Annotated in this window: 17 protein-coding genes and 1 riboswitch; of the genes, 8 read left to right on the top strand and 9 right to left on the bottom strand. The window is 43.7% G+C overall.

Annotated elements, in window-relative coordinates:
* The first annotated feature begins 182 nt into the window (after positions 1-182).
* Entirely contained in the window at positions 183-842 is a 660-nt protein-coding gene (locus tag V7D18_RS20515) for an O-methyltransferase (protein WP_426157010.1), read from the top strand.
* A 98-nt stretch (positions 843-940) separates the two neighbouring features.
* On the opposite strand, the gene V7D18_RS20520 is transcribed toward V7D18_RS20515, so the two are convergent.
* The 7 genes from V7D18_RS20520 to V7D18_RS20550 form a co-directional block, all read right to left on the bottom strand.
* On the bottom strand, positions 941-1,525 hold the full coding sequence (locus V7D18_RS20520) for an AAA family ATPase (protein WP_426157012.1): 585 nt from the start codon (positions 1,523-1,525) through the stop codon (positions 941-943).
* Positions 1,526-1,548: 23 nt separating this feature from the next.
* Entirely contained in the window at positions 1,549-2,253 is a 705-nt protein-coding gene (locus tag V7D18_RS20525; RefSeq protein WP_426157014.1) for a response regulator, read from the bottom strand.
* Between the two features lie 3 nt (positions 2,254-2,256).
* Positions 2,257-4,950 carry a DUF4118 domain-containing protein gene (locus V7D18_RS20530; RefSeq protein ID WP_426157016.1) on the bottom strand — a complete coding sequence of 898 codons (2,694 nt, stop codon included), beginning with the start codon at positions 4,948-4,950 and terminating at the stop codon, positions 2,257-2,259.
* Between the two features lie 36 nt (positions 4,951-4,986).
* A complete protein-coding gene (gene kdpC, locus V7D18_RS20535; protein ID WP_426157018.1) occupies positions 4,987-5,544 on the bottom strand; it encodes a K(+)-transporting ATPase subunit C in 558 nt (185 codons plus the stop codon).
* A 12-nt stretch (positions 5,545-5,556) separates the two neighbouring features.
* Positions 5,557-7,614 carry a potassium-transporting ATPase subunit KdpB gene (kdpB, locus tag V7D18_RS20540; protein WP_426157020.1) on the bottom strand — a complete coding sequence of 686 codons (2,058 nt, stop codon included), beginning with the start codon at positions 7,612-7,614 and terminating at the stop codon, positions 5,557-5,559.
* Between the two features lie 15 nt (positions 7,615-7,629).
* On the bottom strand, positions 7,630-9,315 hold the full coding sequence (gene kdpA / locus V7D18_RS20545; protein WP_426157022.1) for a potassium-transporting ATPase subunit KdpA: 1,686 nt from the start codon (positions 9,313-9,315) through the stop codon (positions 7,630-7,632).
* Between the two features lie 285 nt (positions 9,316-9,600).
* The gene (locus tag V7D18_RS20550; protein ID WP_426157024.1) at positions 9,601-10,815 is read right to left on the bottom strand and encodes a chloride channel protein; all 1,215 of its coding nucleotides are present in this window, start codon (positions 10,813-10,815) and stop codon (positions 9,601-9,603) included.
* 54 nt (positions 10,816-10,869) lie between these two features.
* Positions 10,870-10,943, bottom strand: a riboswitch (Fluoride riboswitch).
* Between the two features lie 194 nt (positions 10,944-11,137).
* Here V7D18_RS20550 and V7D18_RS20555 point away from each other — a divergent pair.
* From V7D18_RS20555 to V7D18_RS20585, 7 genes are all read left to right on the top strand, one after another.
* Positions 11,138-11,551 carry a GNAT family N-acetyltransferase gene (locus V7D18_RS20555; RefSeq protein ID WP_426157026.1) on the top strand — a complete coding sequence of 138 codons (414 nt, stop codon included), beginning with the start codon at positions 11,138-11,140 and terminating at the stop codon, positions 11,549-11,551.
* 17 nt (positions 11,552-11,568) lie between these two features.
* Positions 11,569-13,101: a sensor histidine kinase gene (locus tag V7D18_RS20560; protein ID WP_426157028.1), complete on the top strand. Its 1,533-nt coding sequence runs from the start codon at positions 11,569-11,571 to the stop codon at positions 13,099-13,101.
* The gene (locus V7D18_RS20565) at positions 13,085-13,783 is read left to right on the top strand and encodes a response regulator (RefSeq protein ID WP_426157030.1); all 699 of its coding nucleotides are present in this window, start codon (positions 13,085-13,087) and stop codon (positions 13,781-13,783) included. Before V7D18_RS20560 ends, V7D18_RS20565 begins: the two co-directional genes overlap by 17 nt.
* 160 nt (positions 13,784-13,943) lie before the next feature.
* The gene (locus V7D18_RS20570) at positions 13,944-14,300 is read left to right on the top strand and encodes a hypothetical protein (protein ID WP_426157032.1); all 357 of its coding nucleotides are present in this window, start codon (positions 13,944-13,946) and stop codon (positions 14,298-14,300) included.
* A gap of 2 nt (positions 14,301-14,302) precedes the next feature.
* The gene (locus tag V7D18_RS20575; protein ID WP_426157034.1) at positions 14,303-14,773 is read left to right on the top strand and encodes a potassium channel family protein; all 471 of its coding nucleotides are present in this window, start codon (positions 14,303-14,305) and stop codon (positions 14,771-14,773) included.
* Complete coding sequence (locus V7D18_RS20580) at positions 14,770-15,435, top strand: potassium channel family protein (protein ID WP_426157036.1); 666 nt, start codon at positions 14,770-14,772, stop codon at positions 15,433-15,435. The genes V7D18_RS20575 and V7D18_RS20580 overlap by 4 nt, the downstream gene beginning before the upstream one ends.
* Positions 15,436-15,439: 4 nt before the next feature.
* Positions 15,440-16,936 carry a TrkH family potassium uptake protein gene (locus V7D18_RS20585; protein ID WP_426157038.1) on the top strand — a complete coding sequence of 499 codons (1,497 nt, stop codon included), beginning with the start codon at positions 15,440-15,442 and terminating at the stop codon, positions 16,934-16,936.
* A gap of 81 nt (positions 16,937-17,017) precedes the next feature.
* Here the strand turns inward: V7D18_RS20585 and V7D18_RS20590 are convergent, their stop codons facing one another.
* Together V7D18_RS20590 and V7D18_RS20595 are read right to left on the bottom strand one after the other, a co-directional pair.
* Entirely contained in the window at positions 17,018-18,646 is a 1,629-nt protein-coding gene (locus V7D18_RS20590; RefSeq protein ID WP_426157040.1) for a PTS transporter subunit EIIC, read from the bottom strand.
* On the bottom strand, positions 18,643-19,719 hold the full coding sequence (locus V7D18_RS20595) for an aldose epimerase family protein (RefSeq protein ID WP_426157042.1): 1,077 nt from the start codon (positions 19,717-19,719) through the stop codon (positions 18,643-18,645). The genes V7D18_RS20590 and V7D18_RS20595 overlap by 4 nt, the downstream gene beginning before the upstream one ends.
* Positions 19,720-19,722: the final 3 nt, after the last annotated feature.

Below are 19,722 nucleotides of genomic sequence, written 5' to 3' on the forward strand. Positions count from 1 at the left end.
TTTTCAGAGTCTGTTTCTTATTATTTGATGATTGATTTAAATTCTAAACTGATGTATACTGTCAGTACATAAATCTCGTAAGCGTTCACGTAAGCCAACGCACTGTCTGACCTATCTGGTTGGAGGGTGTGTTTTTTGCGTTCTCCTTCAGGCAGAAATATAATTAAAAGGAGATAAAAGCTATGAGAAAAGAATTGGATTTGGAGACTGACACATTGGAAAGATATCAGACTTACATTGAAGACCTGTACAATGTAACAGCTTCTCTGCAAAAAAAAGAGTTTGTAAACAAAACCGGGTGGAAGGATTTTGTACCGGTTGTGGACGACGACGCGGCACGCTTTCTGCAATTAATTTTACAAATCAAGAAGCCAAAGAATATCCTTGAAATTGGTACCAGCATTGGATTTTCGGCAACTTCCATGGCACTGTCTGCCAGAGAGTATGGCGGATCAATTACCACAATCGAGTTTGATCCGGCTGCTGCCAAACAGGCAAAAAATAATTTTATCCGTTCCGGTGTTGACAGTACCATACAAATCCTGGAGGGTGATGCATGCCAGATTGTCCCCGGCTTTTCAGACTCCTCTTTTGATTTTATTTTTCAGGATGTGGATAAACAGCTTTACCCCTGTCTGCTTAAGGATTGTATCCGTATTTTAAAACCCGGCGGTATTTTCGTTGCCGATGATGCCTTATTTCCTGTGATGGATCTGGATTCAAAGTGGGACAATCAGGTGAAACCTGTAGAAAAGTTCAACCACCTTGTGGCCAATTCTACAGAATTAAGCAGCACTCTGCTGCCAATTGGAGACGGAATGATTGTTGCAGTCAAAAAGTAATCTGTTAATTTTAATAACTATCGATCAACTGTGAAACAGGCTGACTTCTTTTTCCCGGAGTCAGCCTGTTTTTGCATAATAACGCTATCCTGTAACAGCTAGCTTTCAATAATATCTAATATTTCTCTCATTGATGTCTGAAATTCAGCATCTGATGAATTTTTAAAAATCAGCAGATCATCGTTACAGCTGGGATCATCTAATTCTTCCGGTATGTCAAAATTAACACCAGCGATATATTCTTCCCAATTATCCAGCTTCCACTGGTCGCGGTCACTGTTTCGTTCAATCATTCTCTGCCTGCATACCTCCACATCCGTCTGAACCCATATTACGGTAAGCTTTGCATTTTTTCTGGCAAGCTTCTCCCGCAGATCATTCATGTACCCGGTATTTCGGATTTCTCTTGTAAAAGGAGCATTAATCAGCACAATATCATCATACTCTAATGCCTCCATGGCAAGATCAATGATTGCCGAATACTCATAATCTCGGATATTTGCTTCAAAAAAATCAGAACTTCTGTTGTATTCCTGACCTGCAACCACAAATATCTGCTTAGATAAAACAATCAGAGTATCCTTATCAAGATAAACAACGTGTTTGAGATTCTTTGCAAGCTGTCTGGAAATATATGTTTTTCCGCTTGCGGGTGGAGATGTTACCAAAATCAGTCGTTTCATATTTACCACTCTCCTGTCATGTCTTAATTTATTTCCTCTGCCATTCGGTATCCTACTCCCATTTCCGTTAAAATATATTTAGGAATACCTGGATTCGATTCAATTTTTCTTCGGATATTCGCCATATTAACACGCAGTGTATGACTGTCATCGGCATATATCCCCCATATCTCCTTTATGATATAATCGTGGGTAAGTACTTTCCCTGCGTTTTTTGACAGTAAAGCCAGGATTTTATACTCTACCGGAGTCAGATGAACCATATTTCCGTCAAGAAGTACCATTCGTTTTCCGAAATCAATTTCAAGATCACCAATGGTGACCTTCTCCGCTCCATTTAATTCCCCTCCCATGCTTTGCGGGCTGTGCCGCAGCGCTGTACGTATACGGGCAAGCAGTTCAGGTGTCCCAAATGGTTTCACGATATAATCGTCCGCACCTAAATCAAGGACTTCTACTTTCTCCCTCTCATGTCCCCGCGCAGAAACTACGACGACCGGAATTTTTGACCACTCCCGTATGCTCTTTAATACTTCCACACCATCGATATCGGGCAGGCCCAGATCAAGCAGAATCACATCAGGATTATAAGACGCAGCAACGGAAAGTCCGCCCTTACCAGTGCTTGATTTTGTAACCCGATACCCGTTGGAGTTTAAAATCGCGGTAATAAAGTTGCAGATGGCATCTTCGTCCTCTATAACCAGGACCATTGGTTTTATATCCATTAATTATTCACTTCCTTCCATCGGTAATGAGAATTGGAAGACTGCCCCTCCCTCTAACCGGTTATTCGCTTCCATAGTACCGTTATGCGCCTTTATAATTGTCATGCAGATAGACAGACCGATCCCCATTCCCCTGGATGAATCGGAACTTTTGTTTCCATTTGGCACATAACTTGTGAAAAGATAAGGATAGTCCTCTTCTGCTATTCCTTTTCCATGGTCAAGCACCTGAAATAAAGCACTCTCACCTTTCTTTATTAAAACAAGTTCAACAGAAGAATCATCCATCGAATGTTTAATGGCATTTTCCAGTAAATTAATGAGTACCTGAGCAATCAGGGTTCCATCCATAGGAACCTCCAGAAGCTCATCCGGCACACTGACAGTGATATTACGCTGGGGGAATCTCTTTTTAATTCGTCCAACTGCTTCAGCGATAACTTCCTCAGCGGCTTCCGGACTTTTTGTTACTTTGGAAGCACTCTCGTTAATACGGGTTACGGACAGAAGATTTTCTACCATACGCAAGAGCCACTGTGCCTCCTCTTGAATATCCGCATTAAGCTTTTCACTGGTTTTATCATCAAGAGTATTCTTATTTTCACGTATGACAGAGCTGGCACCAAGAATTCCTGCAAGGGGTGTACGAAGATCATGAGCAATTGCCCGTAAGAGGTTGCTCCGCATTTTTTCTTTCTCTGCCTCGACAATAATGCTCCGCTGCTCATCAGACAAACGCTGGCGTTCCAGGGACATGGCAACCTGGGAGGCTATCATGCGTAAAAATAACCGGGTATTGTGATCCAATGTACCTTTTAAACAGGAAATACCTAAAACCGCAAGCACCTTTCCCTGGGATATAACGGGCATGTAAAATGCAGCCGCTCCCATGAGCGTATCCGTTCCCGCTCCTGCCCGTTTCTGATTGAGAAAAACCCAATGAGCCACAGCCTTCTCATCTGCTGAGTTAAACAAAGATCCATTTACATCATCCGGTGCCTGCCTGACACTTCCATCGTCTCCCTGTTCAGGATCATCGGCAAAAAAGATAACTGACCTGCCAAACAAATTGACAATGTATTCATTTGTCAGGGCAACGATATTTTCAAGTCCTCTGGTTATAAGCAGCTTTTTGTTGATTTCGTAAAGAACCTCGGTTCGTCGTTCCCTTTGTACCGCGAGACTTGCCTGAGTCTTGATTCGTACTGTCATTGTGCTTGTGATCAGAGCGACCAGCAGCATGATAAGAAATGTAATGGGATATCCTGCCTGTATCGTGTTAAAAGTAAAATAGGGTTCCGTGAAAAAGAAATTAAAGGTCAATACGCTGACAACCGACGCAATCACTCCGTATACACGCCCTGCAGTAACCCTTGAAATGACCAGAACTGAGAGTATATAGGCCATAATTACATTCTGATCACCGATACCCAGGCTGCGCAGTCCAAGACTCAGCACAGTGGCAGCCGTTAACAGACCCAGGGTCTTAGCGAAATCCAGCCAGGAAAAGTTAAACTTTTTAATCGGGATTTTTTTGCGGGGTTTTTTATAATTCCGGCGGATTGTACTGCCGGGTATGATGTATACCTCGATATTTGGCAGGTATGAAATCAGTTTATCCTCAAAGTCCAATTCAAACAGATTCTTAAGCGTTTTTTTATTCCGGCTTTTCCCTACCACTATGTTTGTAATGCCCGACAGCTTTGCATACTCGGAGACCGAATCCGCAATATCATGACCGGAAAGAGTAACAATTTCGGCACCAAGTTTTTCAGCCAGATCCATATTTGTACGGATTGTTTTTTGCTGCTCCTCTGTCAGATCATTGCTCTCAATACTCTCAACATAGAGCGCCACCCAATGTGCATGAAAGGCGTCAGCAGCCCGCGCCGTCCACCTGATACATCTAGCTGAGGAGGGAGACGGTCCGATACAGACTAACATCTTGGTATTAGCCAGTTTTTGAGATAATCGCCGTTCATTCTGATTTTCATTGCTGATTCTGTCTGCTGCTTTTCGCATTGCAATTTCCCGCAGCAGCTTTAAGTTGTCAAGAGAAAAGAAATTGAGCATGGCAGTCTGAGCCTGATCAGGCCTGTAGATCTTTCCCTCCTCAAAGCGCCGGAGCAGCTCCTGCGGCTCTATATCAACAAGTTTTATCATATCGGCACGTTCAAAGATATAGTCAGGAACCGTCTCTTTCACTCTTATTTTTGTTATGTCCTCAATCACATCATTGAGACTTTCCATGTGCTGAACATTAACAGTGGTATAGACATCAATACCTGCATTTAAAAGCTCCTCAATATCCTGAAAACGTTTCCTGTTTCTGACACCTTCCGCATTTGTATGGGCGAGCTCATCCACCAGAATCAGCTCCGGTCTGCGTCTCAAAGCTTCATCCAGATCAAATTCCTGAAGCTCAATATTGCGGTATAGGATCTTTCTGGGCGGCAATGCCGGCAGTCCCTGTAAAAACTGCATGGTGTCCGGACGTGTGTGTGGCTCAACATAACCCACCAGTACGTTTTTACCGCACCGGTACTGCTCCTGCGCATCGTCAAGCATGGCATAGGTCTTGCCGACTCCCGCCGCATAGCCAAAGAAAATCTTTAATTTACCCGAATCCTTTTCCTGTTGCGCCCTGATCTCATCTAAAATAGCATCGGGATCAGGCCGCACTTCCAGTGTTTCCATTATCTCTCACCTCCCTCCTATTATATCACGAATAAATTACAGCAGTCCATCCAGCGCTAAATTTACTTTCAGGACATTAACTGCGGACTCACCCCAGATACCAAGAAACGGTCCCGTAGTGTATTTTTCTATGATTTTTTTTATGTCTTCTTCCCTCATATTTCTTTCTTTGGCAATACGTGCCGCCTGATACTGTGCAGCTTCCGGCGAAATATCAGGATCAACGCCGCTTCCCGAGGCGGTAACCAGATCCATGGGAATTTGCGCCGTGTTTTCCGGATCAATGGAATGCCACCAGTCAATCCGTTCCTGCACCAGCTTTTTTTGTTCACTTCCCACAGACGATAAGTTAGATATTCCCATAGGCCTTCCTATTAAATATTCCGGTTTTGTAAATTCCTGTGCTATAAGTGCAGAGCCGTACTCCTTCTGCGAACCGTCCTTTAATGTAACTGTAATCATGCTTCCGTTTGCCTGTTCCGGAAATATGATCTGTGCAATCCCTGTAACGGCTGCTGTATAAAGTATTCCGCACAATACTGTCATTACACAGAAACAGATAAAAGCGGGTTTCAGTATATTTGTTTTTCCCATTATCATTTCACCTCACACAATACCGCCGGCGGTCAGCAGCATATCAATCAGTTTTATTGCGATAAACGGTGCTGCAATACCGCCCAGACCGTAAATCAGCATGTTTCTTTTAAGCAGCTTCCCTGCAGGCAGTTCACGGTATTTCACACCCTTAAGTGCCAGAGGGATAAGAGCAATAATAATCAGTGCGTTATAAATAATTGCTGAAAGAATGGCAGTCTTTGAACTGGTCAGTCCCATAAAGTTTAAGGCAGCCAGCTGCGGATATATCCCAAAAAATAATACAGGAATTATGGCGAAATATTTGGCAACATCATTTGCTACACTGAACGTTGTCAGGGAGCCCCTTGTCATCAGCAGCTGTTTGCCTATCCGCACGATATCAATAAGCTTGGTAGGGCTGGAATCCAAATCGACCATGTTGCCCGCTTCCTTTGCCGCCTGTGTACCGGAATTCATTGCCACGGCCACGTCTGCCTGGGCCAGCGCCGGAGCATCGTTGGTGCCGTCACCGGTCATGGCTACCAGATGCCCTTTTAACTGATAGTCACGGATGAGGGCCAGCTTGGCTTCCGGTGTTGCCTCTGCCAGGAAATCGTCTACACCTGCTTCTGCGGCGATTGCCGCAGCGGTCATGGGATTATCACCTGTAATCATAATTGTCCTGATGCCCATTTTACGTAAATCTTCAAAACGTTCCTTCACACCATTCTTGACAATATCTTTCAGATAGATTACACCCATCACCTGACTGTTTTTTGCAACAACAAGGGGAGTTCCGCCTGCACCTGCAACACGTTTCACAATCTGATCACATTCCTCAGGATAAATGCCTCCCTTATCTGTTACGAACGCTTTCACAGATTCCGCCGCACCTTTCCGGATCTGTGTTCTCTGATAATCAATGCCGCTCATCCGGGTTTTAGCTGTAAATTCCACAAACTCTGCATTCAGCCTGGAAAGTTCTCTCCCACGTATTCCAAACTTTTCCTTAGCCAGAACCACAATACTTCTTCCTTCCGCAGTTTCATCAGCAAGAGAAGAAAGCTGGGCCGCATCTGCCAGTTCCTGCTCCGTCACACCGCTGACCGGCAGAAATTCACTTGCCTGACGGTTTCCCAAAGTAATCGTTCCGGTCTTATCCAGCAAAAGCACATCCACATCACCGGCAGCTTCAATTGCCCGCCCGCTCATTGCCAGCACATTCGCCTGATTTAAACGGCTCATACCGGCTATGCCGATGGAGGACAAAAGCGCGCCGATGGTAGTTGGTGCAAGACAGACCAGAAGGGCGATCACATTTGTAATGGAAATGGCTGATCCCATACCGGCCTGACGGCTCGCAAATCCTGAAAAAGGCAGCAGAGCCGCTGTAACCACCAGAAATATAATGGTTAAGGTCACCAGCAATATCTGCAGAGCGATCTCATTGGGTGTTTTCTTTCTGGAAGCGCCTTCTACCATGGCAATCATCTTATCAAGAAAACTCTCTCCTGCTTCCGCTGTCACCTCAATCACAAGCCAGTCAGATACCAGTGTGGTTCCTCCTGTAACCGCGCTTCTATCCCCGCCTGATTCGCGGATAACAGGAGCCGATTCACCGGTAATTGCACTTTCGTCCACAGATGCTGCACCGTCGATTACCTCCCCATCCATTGGAATCTGCTCTCCGGCTTTTACGAAAACAATATCTCCTTTTTTCAGTCCGGCAGATAATACTTCTGTATATTCGTCTACATTTCCTGCCGCCTTAAGCTTCCTCGCCCTGACATCCTTACGCGCCTTACGAAGAGTATCGGCCTGCGCCCGCCCCCGCCCTTCGGCAATGGCTTCTGCAAAGTTTGCAAACAGAACGGTAAACCACAAAATGAGTGATATGGCCAGGATATAGCCTCCGTTCTCATCTTTGATTCCCATAAATGACAGGATATAAAGAGCGGTTGTCAGAATCGCACCGATATAGACTACCAGCATAACAGGATTTTTCACTTGTATGCCGGGAGCCAGCTTTACAAAGGATTGTTTCAGCGCGTCCTCAAAAATATTTTTATTTACACTTTTCTTTTCCATTTTGATCACCTCATTCTATCGCATCGTAAAATAATCGGCAATCGGACCAAGGGCCAGCGCCGGTAAAAAGCTCAGCGCTCCGATGATAAAGATTACCCCGATTAAAAGCCCTGCAAACATGGCGTTGCTGGTTGATAATGTCCCCTCGCCGCCAGCCACTGTTTTCTTCCCTGCCATATTTCCGGCAAGGCAAATTGCGGCAGTCATCGGTATGAAACGGGCCAGCAGCATAATGATACCACCGGATACATTGGTAAAAACGGTATTTGCGTTAAAACCGGCAAAAGCACTGCCATTGTTATTTCCCATTGATGAGAAGGCGTATAAAATCTCAGAAAAACCGTGAGCGCCTGAGTTGGTCAGCCATGACGAAGCGGCAGGCATAGAAACCGCAGCAGCGGTACCAATCAGCGTTACTAACGGCGGAACGAGCACAAGCAGGCAAACCATCTTCATATCGTAAGGTTCCACCTTTTTTCCCAGATATTCCGGTGTCCTGCCCACCATCAGTCCTGCAATAAACACGGTAAGAAGGACAAATGCCAGCATTCCGTAAAGACCGCTTCCCACACCGCCAAAGACAATTTCTCCCAGCTGCATCAGGAACATTAAAACCATGCCGCCAAGCGGAGTGAAGCTGTCATGCATGGCGTTTACCGAACCGTTTGAAGCTGCGGTGGTTGCCACCGCCCATAAGGACGACGCTCCTGTTCCATGGATTACCTCTTTTCCTTCCATGCCTGCAGAGGCTGCTGCTCCTGCAAAGACCGGAGCTGCAAACTGCTCACTGGCAGTTACCGCCATAAGAGAAACTGCAAACAAAAACATCATGACGATATAGATGACTCTTCCCTGCCTGCTGTCCTTTACCGCTTTTCCAAAGGACACACACAGCGATGCCGGAATCAGAAGAATGGACAGCACCTGAAGAAGATTTGAAAATGCCGTCGGATTTTCAAGGGGAAAGGCCGAATTGGCTCCAAAAAATCCGCCGCCGTTTGTTCCAAGCTGTTTAATGGCGATCTGGCTTGCCGCAGGTCCCAGGGGAATGGTCTGTGCAGCCCCGTTTTCCAGCATGGCAACATCTTTATATGGTCCAAAGGTCTGCACAACTCCCTGTGAAACCAGCACTATGGCAAGGATAATCGATAATGGAAGAAGTACATAGAGCGTAGATCTGGTCAGATCCACCCAAAAACTGCCGATTGTCTTTTTCTCTCTCACAACAAAACCTCTGGTCAGGGCAAATAAGACCGCTATTCCCGTTGCTGCCGAGACAAAATTCTGAACGGTGAGCCCTAAAAATTGAGTTAAATAAGTCAGACCTGTTTCGCCGGAATACGCCTGCCAGTTGGTATTGGATACAAAGCTTGCGGCCGTGTTAAAGGCCAGATGCCAGCTTGTACCTTTTATTCCTGCTGCATTAAACGGCAGAACGCCCTGCAGCATTTGCACAAGCCAGAGGAAGATAAAACCGATTCCACTGAATATAAGAGCTGAAAGAGCATATCTCTTTGCCCCCATTTCTTCATCGCTTTTTACTCCCATGAGCTTATAGATTCCATTCTCCACAGGCGCAAGCATGCGGGTCAGAAACACTTTCTGACCGGTCATTACCTTATATATATAGATGCCCTGAGGAATGGAAAATCCGATAAGAAGGACAATAAATAAAATGTCCTGAAGGATTATCATTTTCATAAATTCTCACCTCGAAATAAAATATAGAATAAGTAAATCAGCAAAGCCAGGCCGATACAGCCTGATAACACCAGTACGATTCCCATTTCTCTCAACTCCTTTTTTAATTAACCAATACGGCCGAATTGTTTATTGCAATCATAATGATAACAAAAAAGGTGTCAAGAGGGTGTCAATTCGGTATGACAGATGTCAAGAAATCGTCAAGATTTCAAGTAAAAAAGGCTGACTCCGTGAAAGAAGTCAGCCTTTTTTATCTATAAATAAATAAACACAAGTATCATATTACAGCATATCCTGCAAATTCTTCTGTGCAGCATAAATCGACTTGTTATCATTAAATACATAAGCCACGCAGCATACCATGAAAAAATACGGCACATAAGAATATCCAAAAACCTCTGCTCCTATAAAAACCGGAGCTAAAAGAGTATTGGTAGCACTGCCGAAAACTGCCGTATAACCCAATGCGGCAGCAAATTCAACGGGCAAACCAACCAATACGGCTAAAGCAGCTCCCAGACTTGATCCGATCGCAAACAAAGGCGTAACTTCTCCTCCCTGATAACCTGCTGCCAATGTAATAATTGTTAAAACAAATTTTAAAATCCAATCCCACTGATAAATCTTATTTCCATGAAAGCTTGCAGAAATCAAATTTGTTCCCAGGCCGGAATACCGCCCCATTCCTGACAGAATAAACAAAATTACCAGAATTGTTCCTACTATGATTATTTTTCTGACCGGACTCTCAAATATTTTATTCAATCTGTCCTTTACCAGTTTTAATCCGTGTGCAAACATTGCGCCCACTAAACCAAAAATGATCCCTAACATAATCATTTTTATGATAAATACAGGATTCATTTGTATTTGTGTCTGAAGATCATAATGAAATTTCTCCAGCCCCAATCCTCTGGAAACCACATTCGCCACAAAGGCTGCAATGATTGCCGGAAATAAAGCCGTATACTGTAAAGAACCTGCAATTAAAACTTCAAGTGCGAAAAAGCACGCTGCTACAGGTGTCTGAAATAATCCGGAAAATCCGGCTGCCATTCCTGTTACCAGAAATATCTTTGAATCAGACACCATGTTCATTTTTCGCCCTACCCAATGGGAAAACGTTGCGCCAATCTGTACTGCAACGCCTTCACGTCCGGCACTGCCGCCAAAGAGATGGGTCATCCATGTCCCGATTACCGTTAAAGGTATTAATCGCAGCGGAATCACATCTTCCTCACCATGACCGACCTCAAAGATGAGCCCCATTCCTTTTACACATTTTCCACCAACCCGGAAATATGATTTTGCTATTACAACTCCTGCTGCCGGTAAAAATAAGATGAGCGGAAAAAAAAAGTGCTCCCGGACCCCGGTTAAAAAAATTAATATTTCACCAAATCCTGCGTCCAGCGCTCCTACTACAGTTCCAATTACTACTGCACAAATCCCTAAAATAAAAAGCTGCCTTAAATTTTTTAACTTTTCTTTAAACATTGTAAGTTTACTCCTTAACAAAAAAATAACTGATCACTTCCGTATATTTAGCATAAATATACAGAAGCCATCAGCAAAGTGCGGTTTGGATATCAAGATCCAGGGAGAGCCTCATTCCCAGTACAATAATAGTACTAAGTTTACTTTCTTTTTAAATCCTTGTCAAGTTGATTTCACCATCACTTTTCTTTATTCTTGATTGTAACATTAAAGATACTACTGTAAATAACTGTATAAAAACGGTAGAATCCTGTTTCTAAATGTGATATGCTCTCATAAAGAAATAATTTGAAATGCTTAAGCATAAAGGAGAATAAAACCAATGAATTTTGAAATAACAGATACCATTAATGAGGCGGATCAAAAATATATCTTTGAAGGCTTGCTGGAATATAACTTAGAAAGAATTGAAGACAAAAACCCCAGGGATCTGGGTATCTATCTTCAGGACGAAGCAGGCAGAAAGATTGCTGGACTAATCGGCAGCACCCATGGTAACTGGTTATCCGTAAAGTATCTCTGGGTGAGCAAAGAATTGCGGGGACAGCAGATCGGAAGTAAAATTTTAGAACAGGCAGAAAAAACTGCTGTAGAACGGGGTTGTAAGTATTCATTTTTAGATACCTTCAGTTTTCAGGCACCTTTATTTTATAAAAAACATGGATACAGGGAAGTCTTCACATTAGAGAATTATCCGGTAACAGGAAAGCGCTATTACTTTACAAAAAATCTTTAATTACGGAGGCAGTAATTGTGAAATCCCTTAAAAATAAGGATTTTAAAGAAATAATAAAATATATATTAATAACGTCGGTAATTATTGCCGCTGCTACTGGTATCGGCTGGATTTTTTTAATGATTGGCTTTCCTGAAACAAACATCGTTATTGTTTATCTTCTTTCTATTTTAATAACTGCCCGCTATACAAGAGGATATACTTACGGTCTTGTGGCAGCCGTTGTTGCCACCTTCACTTTTAATTATTTTTTTACAGAGCCTTACTATACTTTTTCTGTAAGCGATCCTACTTATTTTATAACATTTGGTATTATGACAATCACAGCAATTATCACAAGCACACTTACTTCAAAAGTAAAACAAAACGCTTTGGAATCAAAGGAAAAAGAAGCGGAAACAAGTGCACTGTTTCATCTTACCAACCGATTAACGGATGCCGCTGATATATCCGATATTGCAAGTATCACCACGGAAACCATCAGCGGTATTATGAATTGCCGCGCTGCCTGTTTGTGCTTTGACGAAAGCGGTCAGCCGGAGCAGAGCTTTATTCAGCAGTTAAGCGGCAATAAACAGGTTCGAAGAAAAGTGGACGATCCTACTGAACTGAAGCACCGTATTGAAGGTCTGAGGAGCGGTTATGCCATAGGAAGCGAGTTTTACGACTGGCCAATTTACGGCAGAGAATCTATACTTGGCATCCTTAGAATACCAAAAGAACATGCAGTTTCCATGGGAGAACCTCAAAAACGTCTGCTTCGTTCCATGATTGAAAGCACAGCACTTGCCATGGATCGTTTTCGCAGCGCCAGGCAGCAGCAGGAATCAAGAGAGGAAACCATCCAGGAGCGATACCGCAGTAATCTCCTGCGGGCCATTTCTCATGATCTGCGCACGCCGCTTTCCGGTATTATGGGCACATCAGAGATGCTTATGGACATGACTGAACCACTGGATCCAAGATATAACCTTGCAGTAGGTATCCATAAAGATGCGGACTGGCTGCATTCTCTGGTTGAAAATATTTTAAGCCTGACCCGGCTGCAGGATGGACGGCTCACTATTACAAAGCAGCTTGAAGCGGCAGAAGAAGTCGTTGGCGGGGCCGTCAGCCATATCTTAAAGCGTTATCCGGAATACGAAATTACGGTAGATGTTCCCGAAGAGGTGCTGCTTGTTCCCATGGACGCTAAATTGATCCAACAGGTGCTGATTAATTTACTTGATAATGCTATTAAGCATACTCCTCCCACCGGCGAGATTATAATTACGGTCAGTCAAAAAAACAATTTCGCGGTATTCTCAGTTGCCGATTCCGGGTGCGGCATAGCGGCATCAGACCTGCCTAATATCTTTCAGATGTTTTATACCACCCGCTCCGGAAAAGCGGATTCTCAGAGAAGTATGGGTCTTGGACTGCCCATATGTGAGGCGGTTATCAAAGCACATGAAGGCACCATAGAAGGGCATAACCGTGCCGGACAAATGGGTGCTGAATTTATATTTACCTTGCCAAAGGAGGAACATAATCATGCAGAACCGGAATGAACAGATCCTGATTGTAGAAGATGATTCACAAATTCGAAATTTTATATCCTATTCACTGAAACAGGAAGGTTTTTCTTATCTAACTGCAGGAACGGCACAGGGTGCACTGTCAACAATTGTTACAGAACAAATTGATCTTATGCTTCTTGATCTTGGTCTTCCTGATTTTGATGGAATGGAAGTAATTAAAAAAGTCCGCGAGTGGTCAGAAATGCCTATTATCGTGGTTTCCGCCAGGGATCAGGACAAGGAAAAAGCATCTGCGCTGGACAACGGAGCTGACGATTATCTGACGAAACCATTTTCGTCCATGGAACTCATGGCCCGAATCAGGGTTGCGCTCCGCCATCTGCATAAAGCGGGCGGTGTCCGGTCCCAGACCAACTTAGCCGTAGGCGGGCTTAGAATTGATTTAGATAAACGTCTGGTGTATCTTGAGGACAGCGAGCTGCACACCACTCCGCTTGAATACAGCCTGCTTTCTTTGTTTTTCAGAAATATAGGGAAAGTGCTGACTACAAAGTATATTATCAAAGAAATCTACGGGGCAGGGTATGGATCTGACACCCAGGCTCTTAGAAAACTAATGGCAGGACTAAGGCGAAAAATCGAAAAAAACCCAGCTAAACCACGATATATCCTGACAGAAATCGGTGTGGGATACCGGCTTTCAGATGTATAAACACAACTTCATTCTTCATAAAAGACTACTTTTGTACCCCAAAAGTGGTCTTTTTTCATCCTCACAGCATCCTCACAGGAATTACTGGTCTCTCACGCCATGCTCACAGCTTTTTTGTTAGGATAAATGTGTAAGAAATCTGCAAGGGAGGTTCAGGTCAATGAAAAATAACGAATTAAATGAAAGTAAAGAAAATCTTACTGCTCTCTGCGCGACAATACGGGATCTGATCAGTATACAGGACTATCAAACGTGTGAAAGCATGATCTGCCAGGCTATAGGAAAATACCCTCATGCGCCGGAGCCCCATAATCTGATTGGAATACTGCTTGAAAAAACGGGGGACCACCCCGCCGCCATGAAGCACTTCAGAGCAGCCTGGGCACTTGATCCCACATATCTGCCTGCACGGCAGAATCTGGAATGCTACGGCACATTTTTCTCAAATGGCAGGTGTGCTTATGATGAAAATGATTGTATAACAAATGGCGATGATCTTGTCCTTAGGAGGAATTGAATATGAAAATTCAAATAAATAAACAAAAAAATGAAAACTACACAATTATCATCGGATGCGGAAGATTAGGTGCGAACCTGGCAAATACACTATCCGACAGCGGTGAAGATGTGCTGATTATCGACAAAAATAAAGATTCTTTTCGAAAACTGTCTCCAGCCTTTGGCGGACTTACCTTAAACGGCGATGCCACAGATCTGGATGTTTTGCAGGAAGCACAGATAAGCAATGCAACTGCAGTGATCGCTGTTACTAATAATGATAACGCGAACATACTGGTAGCTCAGATTGCCCGCGAAATCTTCCACATTGAACGGGTTATCGCACGGTTATATGATCCGGAAAGGGAGTACGTTTATCGTGAATTTGGCATAGATACCATATGCCCGGCTGTCTTATCCGTAAAAGAAATCGATAAAATATTATCCAGACCGGACATACACAAAGAACCATTACAGGAGGCAAAATCATGAAAACAAAGGTATTGCTGGTTGGTGGAAGAAGCAAGGCAAAATCTCTTGCAGCTTCGTTAATCAATAAAGGTTATCAGGTAACTGTAATAAATGATACATTTGAAGACTGTGTGAAGCTGTCTGAAATCGACAGACTTACCGTCATTCATGGTGATGGAACAAGGCCGTTTGTTTTAGAAGATGCGAATGCGGGCGATGCGGATATCGCCATTGCAATGACTGCAAAAGACGAGGATAATCTGGTAATCTGTGAATTATGCAAGAAAAAGTTTCAGGTAAAAAAGACAGTTGCACTTTTAACTGATCCGAAAAAAACCGACTTTTTTTACAAGATGGGAATAGACAGTGTTGTATGTGCCATTACTGCAATTACGGGCATTATAGAGCAACAGGCTTTTGTAGATAAAATAACAACATTAATTCCCATTGGAGAAGGCCGTGTTAACATTGCAGAGGTTCCTATTCCGGATACCTCACCTGCTGTCGGAAAAAAGCTATGGGAAATTGATCTTCCAAAGGAAGTAATTGTAGGCTGTATCCTCCGCGGTGATACGACCATGGTGCCCAGAGGCGACACACGGATTCTGTCCGGGGATATGCTTGTACTGATCTCCTCTGATAAACAGGAAATGGCCGCTATTCAGGAATTGACAGGAAGGTGATGACATGACCCGTAAATTTTATAATCGCAGCAATATAGGAAAACTCATGCTGCTCATCGGTATTCTTGTTGCTGTCCCTCTGGTGATAGTCCCATTTTATCCACAGGACGCCATTTATATTGTTCCATTTATGCTTCCATCACTTGGCTCCATAGTACTTGGAAGTATCATCTGCCTGATGAGAAAAAAGGAGGAATCCACGTTTGAATGGCGGTCTTCCATGCAGCGCAGCAGCCTTACCGTCCTGTTTGCGTGGGGATGGGGTGTTTTTATCGGTGCAGGTCCATTCGTACTGGGCGGGCAGCTCACATTTGTTCAGGCACTTTTTGAGGCAGTCAGCGGTTGGACAACAACCGGCCTTTCCGTCATGGATGTGACCATTACGCCCCATATCTATCTGTTTCACCGGAGCTTTATGCAATTTTGCGGAGGTCTGGGGTTCGTGATGATGATGGTAATGCTTGTGCAGGATAAGCAGTCCATGAATCTGTACAACGCCGAGGGGCATCCGGATAAACTCCTGCCCAACTTAAAAAAGACGGCACAGACGATTTGTCTGATGTATAACGGATTTTTAGTGATCGGAACAGCGGCTTATGTCATTGCCGGTATGAGTCTGTTTGATGCAGTCAATCACACGATGTGCTCCTTATCTACCGGTGGATTCTCAACTAAATTAAACAGCATCGGGGAATATAACAGCTTCCCCATTGAAATTATTACAATTATTCAAATGTTAATAGGCACGACAAACTTTGCTGTACTGCTGTTATTAACAAAGAGAAAATGGAAGCAGGTATTTAAAGTCAGTGAAGTCCGCTTTATGTTTCTTGTACTGCTCATAACTGTTCCTGTTACGGCATTTTCCCTCATAAGCGGCTTAAATATGGGTATTCTTGAAGGACTCCGCCGGGCTTTGTTTGATGTAACATCTGCACTTTCAACTACAGGCTATTCCAGTATGAGTTATACTTCCTGGCCTCCCCTTGCAGTCAGTATGCTGATCTTAACCATGTTAATCGGCGGAGGCATCGGGTCGACGGCCGGCGGCATCAAACTGACCCGGGTTTATTTAATGATCCGCACTGCCCTGCAGAATATACGCAAACGCCTTTCTTCACCAAGAAATGTAGAAACAATCTATTATTTCAGGGCACAGGGAAAAACGGAGATTGATTCCACACTGGCTGCGGATACGACCGGCTTTGTAACCTCTTATCTCTTTCTGTATATTATAGGCACACTGCTGATCACAGTAACTGCAGATTGTTCCCTGACTGAAGCCATGTTTGAATTTGCATCTGCCCTCGGCACTGTAGGATTGTCGATTGGCCTTACCTCTCCTGCTACCGGCAATGCAACGCTGGTGGTGGAAATGCTTGGAATGATACTTGGAAGGCTGGAAATTTTCATTGTATTGATCGGTGTTTATTCCGCTGGCTCTTTGATGAAACAGACACTGGAAAAGTCGAAAAAACTGATTAACAGAACAGTAAAATAACAGAATAACCAGAGCCGCAGGCATTCGCGCCTGCGGCTCTCTGAGTTCGAAAGGATATAGAATTCGTACCGGAAAACACAATCACTGCGTTTTAAGCTTTCCTATACTCTCCACATATTCTTCCAGATCACTTTTTATAATGGATACCTGGGGACCATAAATTACCTGAACTCCATTTCCTTTTTTTATAACACCCCTGGAGCCTGTTTCCTTTAAAATATCTTCGTTGATCAGATCGGCATCTTCAACTGTGAGGCGAAGCCTGGTGGCGCAGCAGTCAATATCAATCACATTCTTTATCCCGCCAAGCCCCTCAAGAATCATCTTGGATTTCTCATTATTTTCGGACTTTAACTTATTTTGAAAATCGCTTTTTGAATAAAGCTTAATCTCCCCTTCACTTTCTTCACGTCCGGGTGTTGGCAGATTAAATTTCAAAATGAAAAACTTAAATACAAAGTAATACAAAGCACCGTAACCGGCAAATACAGGAAGGATCATAAGCCAGTTGGTCTTAGCCTGCCCCTGCAGTACACCATACAGTATGAAGTCAATTAATCCGCAGGAAAACGTGGTTCCGATACAGATGTTTAATACGTGCATGATAACAAACGACAATCCTGCAAATACACAATGAATGGCAAACAGGGCAGGTGCTATAAATAGAAATGTAAATTCAATCGGCTCTGTAATACCGGTTAAAAATGTGGTAAGCGCAGCTGACGCAAGCAGTCCGCCCACTACTTTCCGGTTTTCCGGTCTTGCACAATGGTACATTGCCAGGGCAGCCGCCGGAAGACCTGCCATCATAAAATCATATTTTCCTGTCATAAACCGGCAGGCACTGACGCTGAAACGGGTAACCGTAGGAGATGCCAGCTCTGCGAAAAAGATATTCTGTGCTCCTGCAACCGTTACACCATCGATTACAGCAGTTCCCCCCAGTCCTGTCTGCCAGAACGGAATATAGAATACATGATGAAGGCCAAATGGAATCAATGCCCTCTCCATAAATCCAAAAATAAAAGTTCCAAAGTAGCCCGATCCCATTACCACATTGCCGACGGCAAAGATTCCCTGCTGAATTACAGGCCAGATTTTGAATAAAATCAGTCCGACTCCAATATGTGCAACCACACATACAATGGGTACAAATCGTATTCCTGCAAAAAAAGACAGGGCAGCCGGTAATTTCTGTTTATAAAAGCGGTTATGCAGATATGCGGTAACAAGGCCTACTACGATACCCCCGAATACACCTGTCTGAAGAGTATCGATTCCGCACATATTTGTGAGTGCTCCATTTAATACATGCTCCCCGTAGCTTCCATCAGCCAGGATTTGTCCTGTGAGCTTTAGCATGGCATTAATGGTAGTGTTCATCACGAAAAAAGAGATTGCTGAAGCAAGAACTGCAACCGCTTTTTCGTTTTTCGCCATGCCAAGAGCGACTGCCATTGCAAAAATAATTGGTAAATTACCAAAAATCGTACTTCCCACCTGTGACATAATTACTAAAAGGCCGTGTAATATCGTACCTTGTCCCAGGATGGCCTGTAACTGATACGCTTCTATTGTCTTTGGATTTGTAAAGGATGCCCCTAATCCCAGCAATACTCCCGCAATAGGCAGGATGGATACAGGAAGAAAAAAGGATCTTCCCACTTTTTGTACTACTGCAAACGCTTTACTGTCTTTCCCCTTATTCATGTGTAATCCTCCTCAAACGATTCCCCAAATGGTGAAAACTGATATATTGTGGTTGATTTATATTCTTCACCCTCATTAATGATCGGGACCTCAAATCCCTTTGTGTTGATACTGTTGGGAAAATACTGCGGTTCCATGCAAAAACCGCTCCATTTTGAATAAACCGCTCCGTCTTTTCCCGAAACATCTTTTAAAGAATTCCCCGTGTAAAACTGCATCCCAGGCAGATCGGAGTATACCTCCATCCGTACCCCCGCGGTGCTGTTTACTGCTTCAGCCATTTTTCTTACGCCTGAATGGGGATTTCCTATCACAAAATTATGATCAAAGCCTCCTGCCAGCTTTAACTGCCCATACTCCGCCTTTATCACCTGATCCAGTCTTTGCGGACTGTTAAAATCCATCGGGGTCCCCTGTACCCGGCAGATTTCTCCTGTAGGTATGATATCCATATCGACGGGCGTATACGCATCCGCCAGAATCATGAATTCTGTATCCATGATTCTCCCCGCTCCATGACCCTTTAAGTTAAAATAACTGTGGTTTGTCATATTAAGCAGCGTCCTTTTATCACTGACTGCATGGTATGAAATAATCACTCCATCTCCCTCTGTCAGATGATAGGTAACCGCTACATCAATCGTTCCCGGAAATCCCTGTTCCCCATCTCTGCTTCGATAACTTAATTTTACAGAATTGTTCCCCGTGATTTCATAATCCCACAGCACTTTATGAAATCCGTTTTCCTTGTCGCTGTGAATATTATGACACCCTCTGTTTTTTGCCAGATGATAAACCGTTTCATCCAGAACAAATAACGCATTGGATATCCGGTTGGCATTTCTTCCTACCGTTGCACCAAACATGGGGTAATTCTGAAAATACTCTTCTAAGGAGTTATAACCCAGCACAACATCCTGAAAACTTCCATCCCCTTCCTTTACCAGCAGCGACACTAAAACTGCCCCAAAATTAGTGATACTTGCAGCCATTCCCCTGGAATTACGTAATGTAAATAAATACACCTCCCTCCCGTCCTTCATGAATCCGAATCGTTCCCTGGATACACTCATTGT

Origin of the sequence: Lacrimispora sp. 38-1 (assembly GCF_049890855.1) — a bacterium.
Taxonomy (GTDB): domain Bacteria; phylum Bacillota; class Clostridia; order Lachnospirales; family Lachnospiraceae; genus Lacrimispora.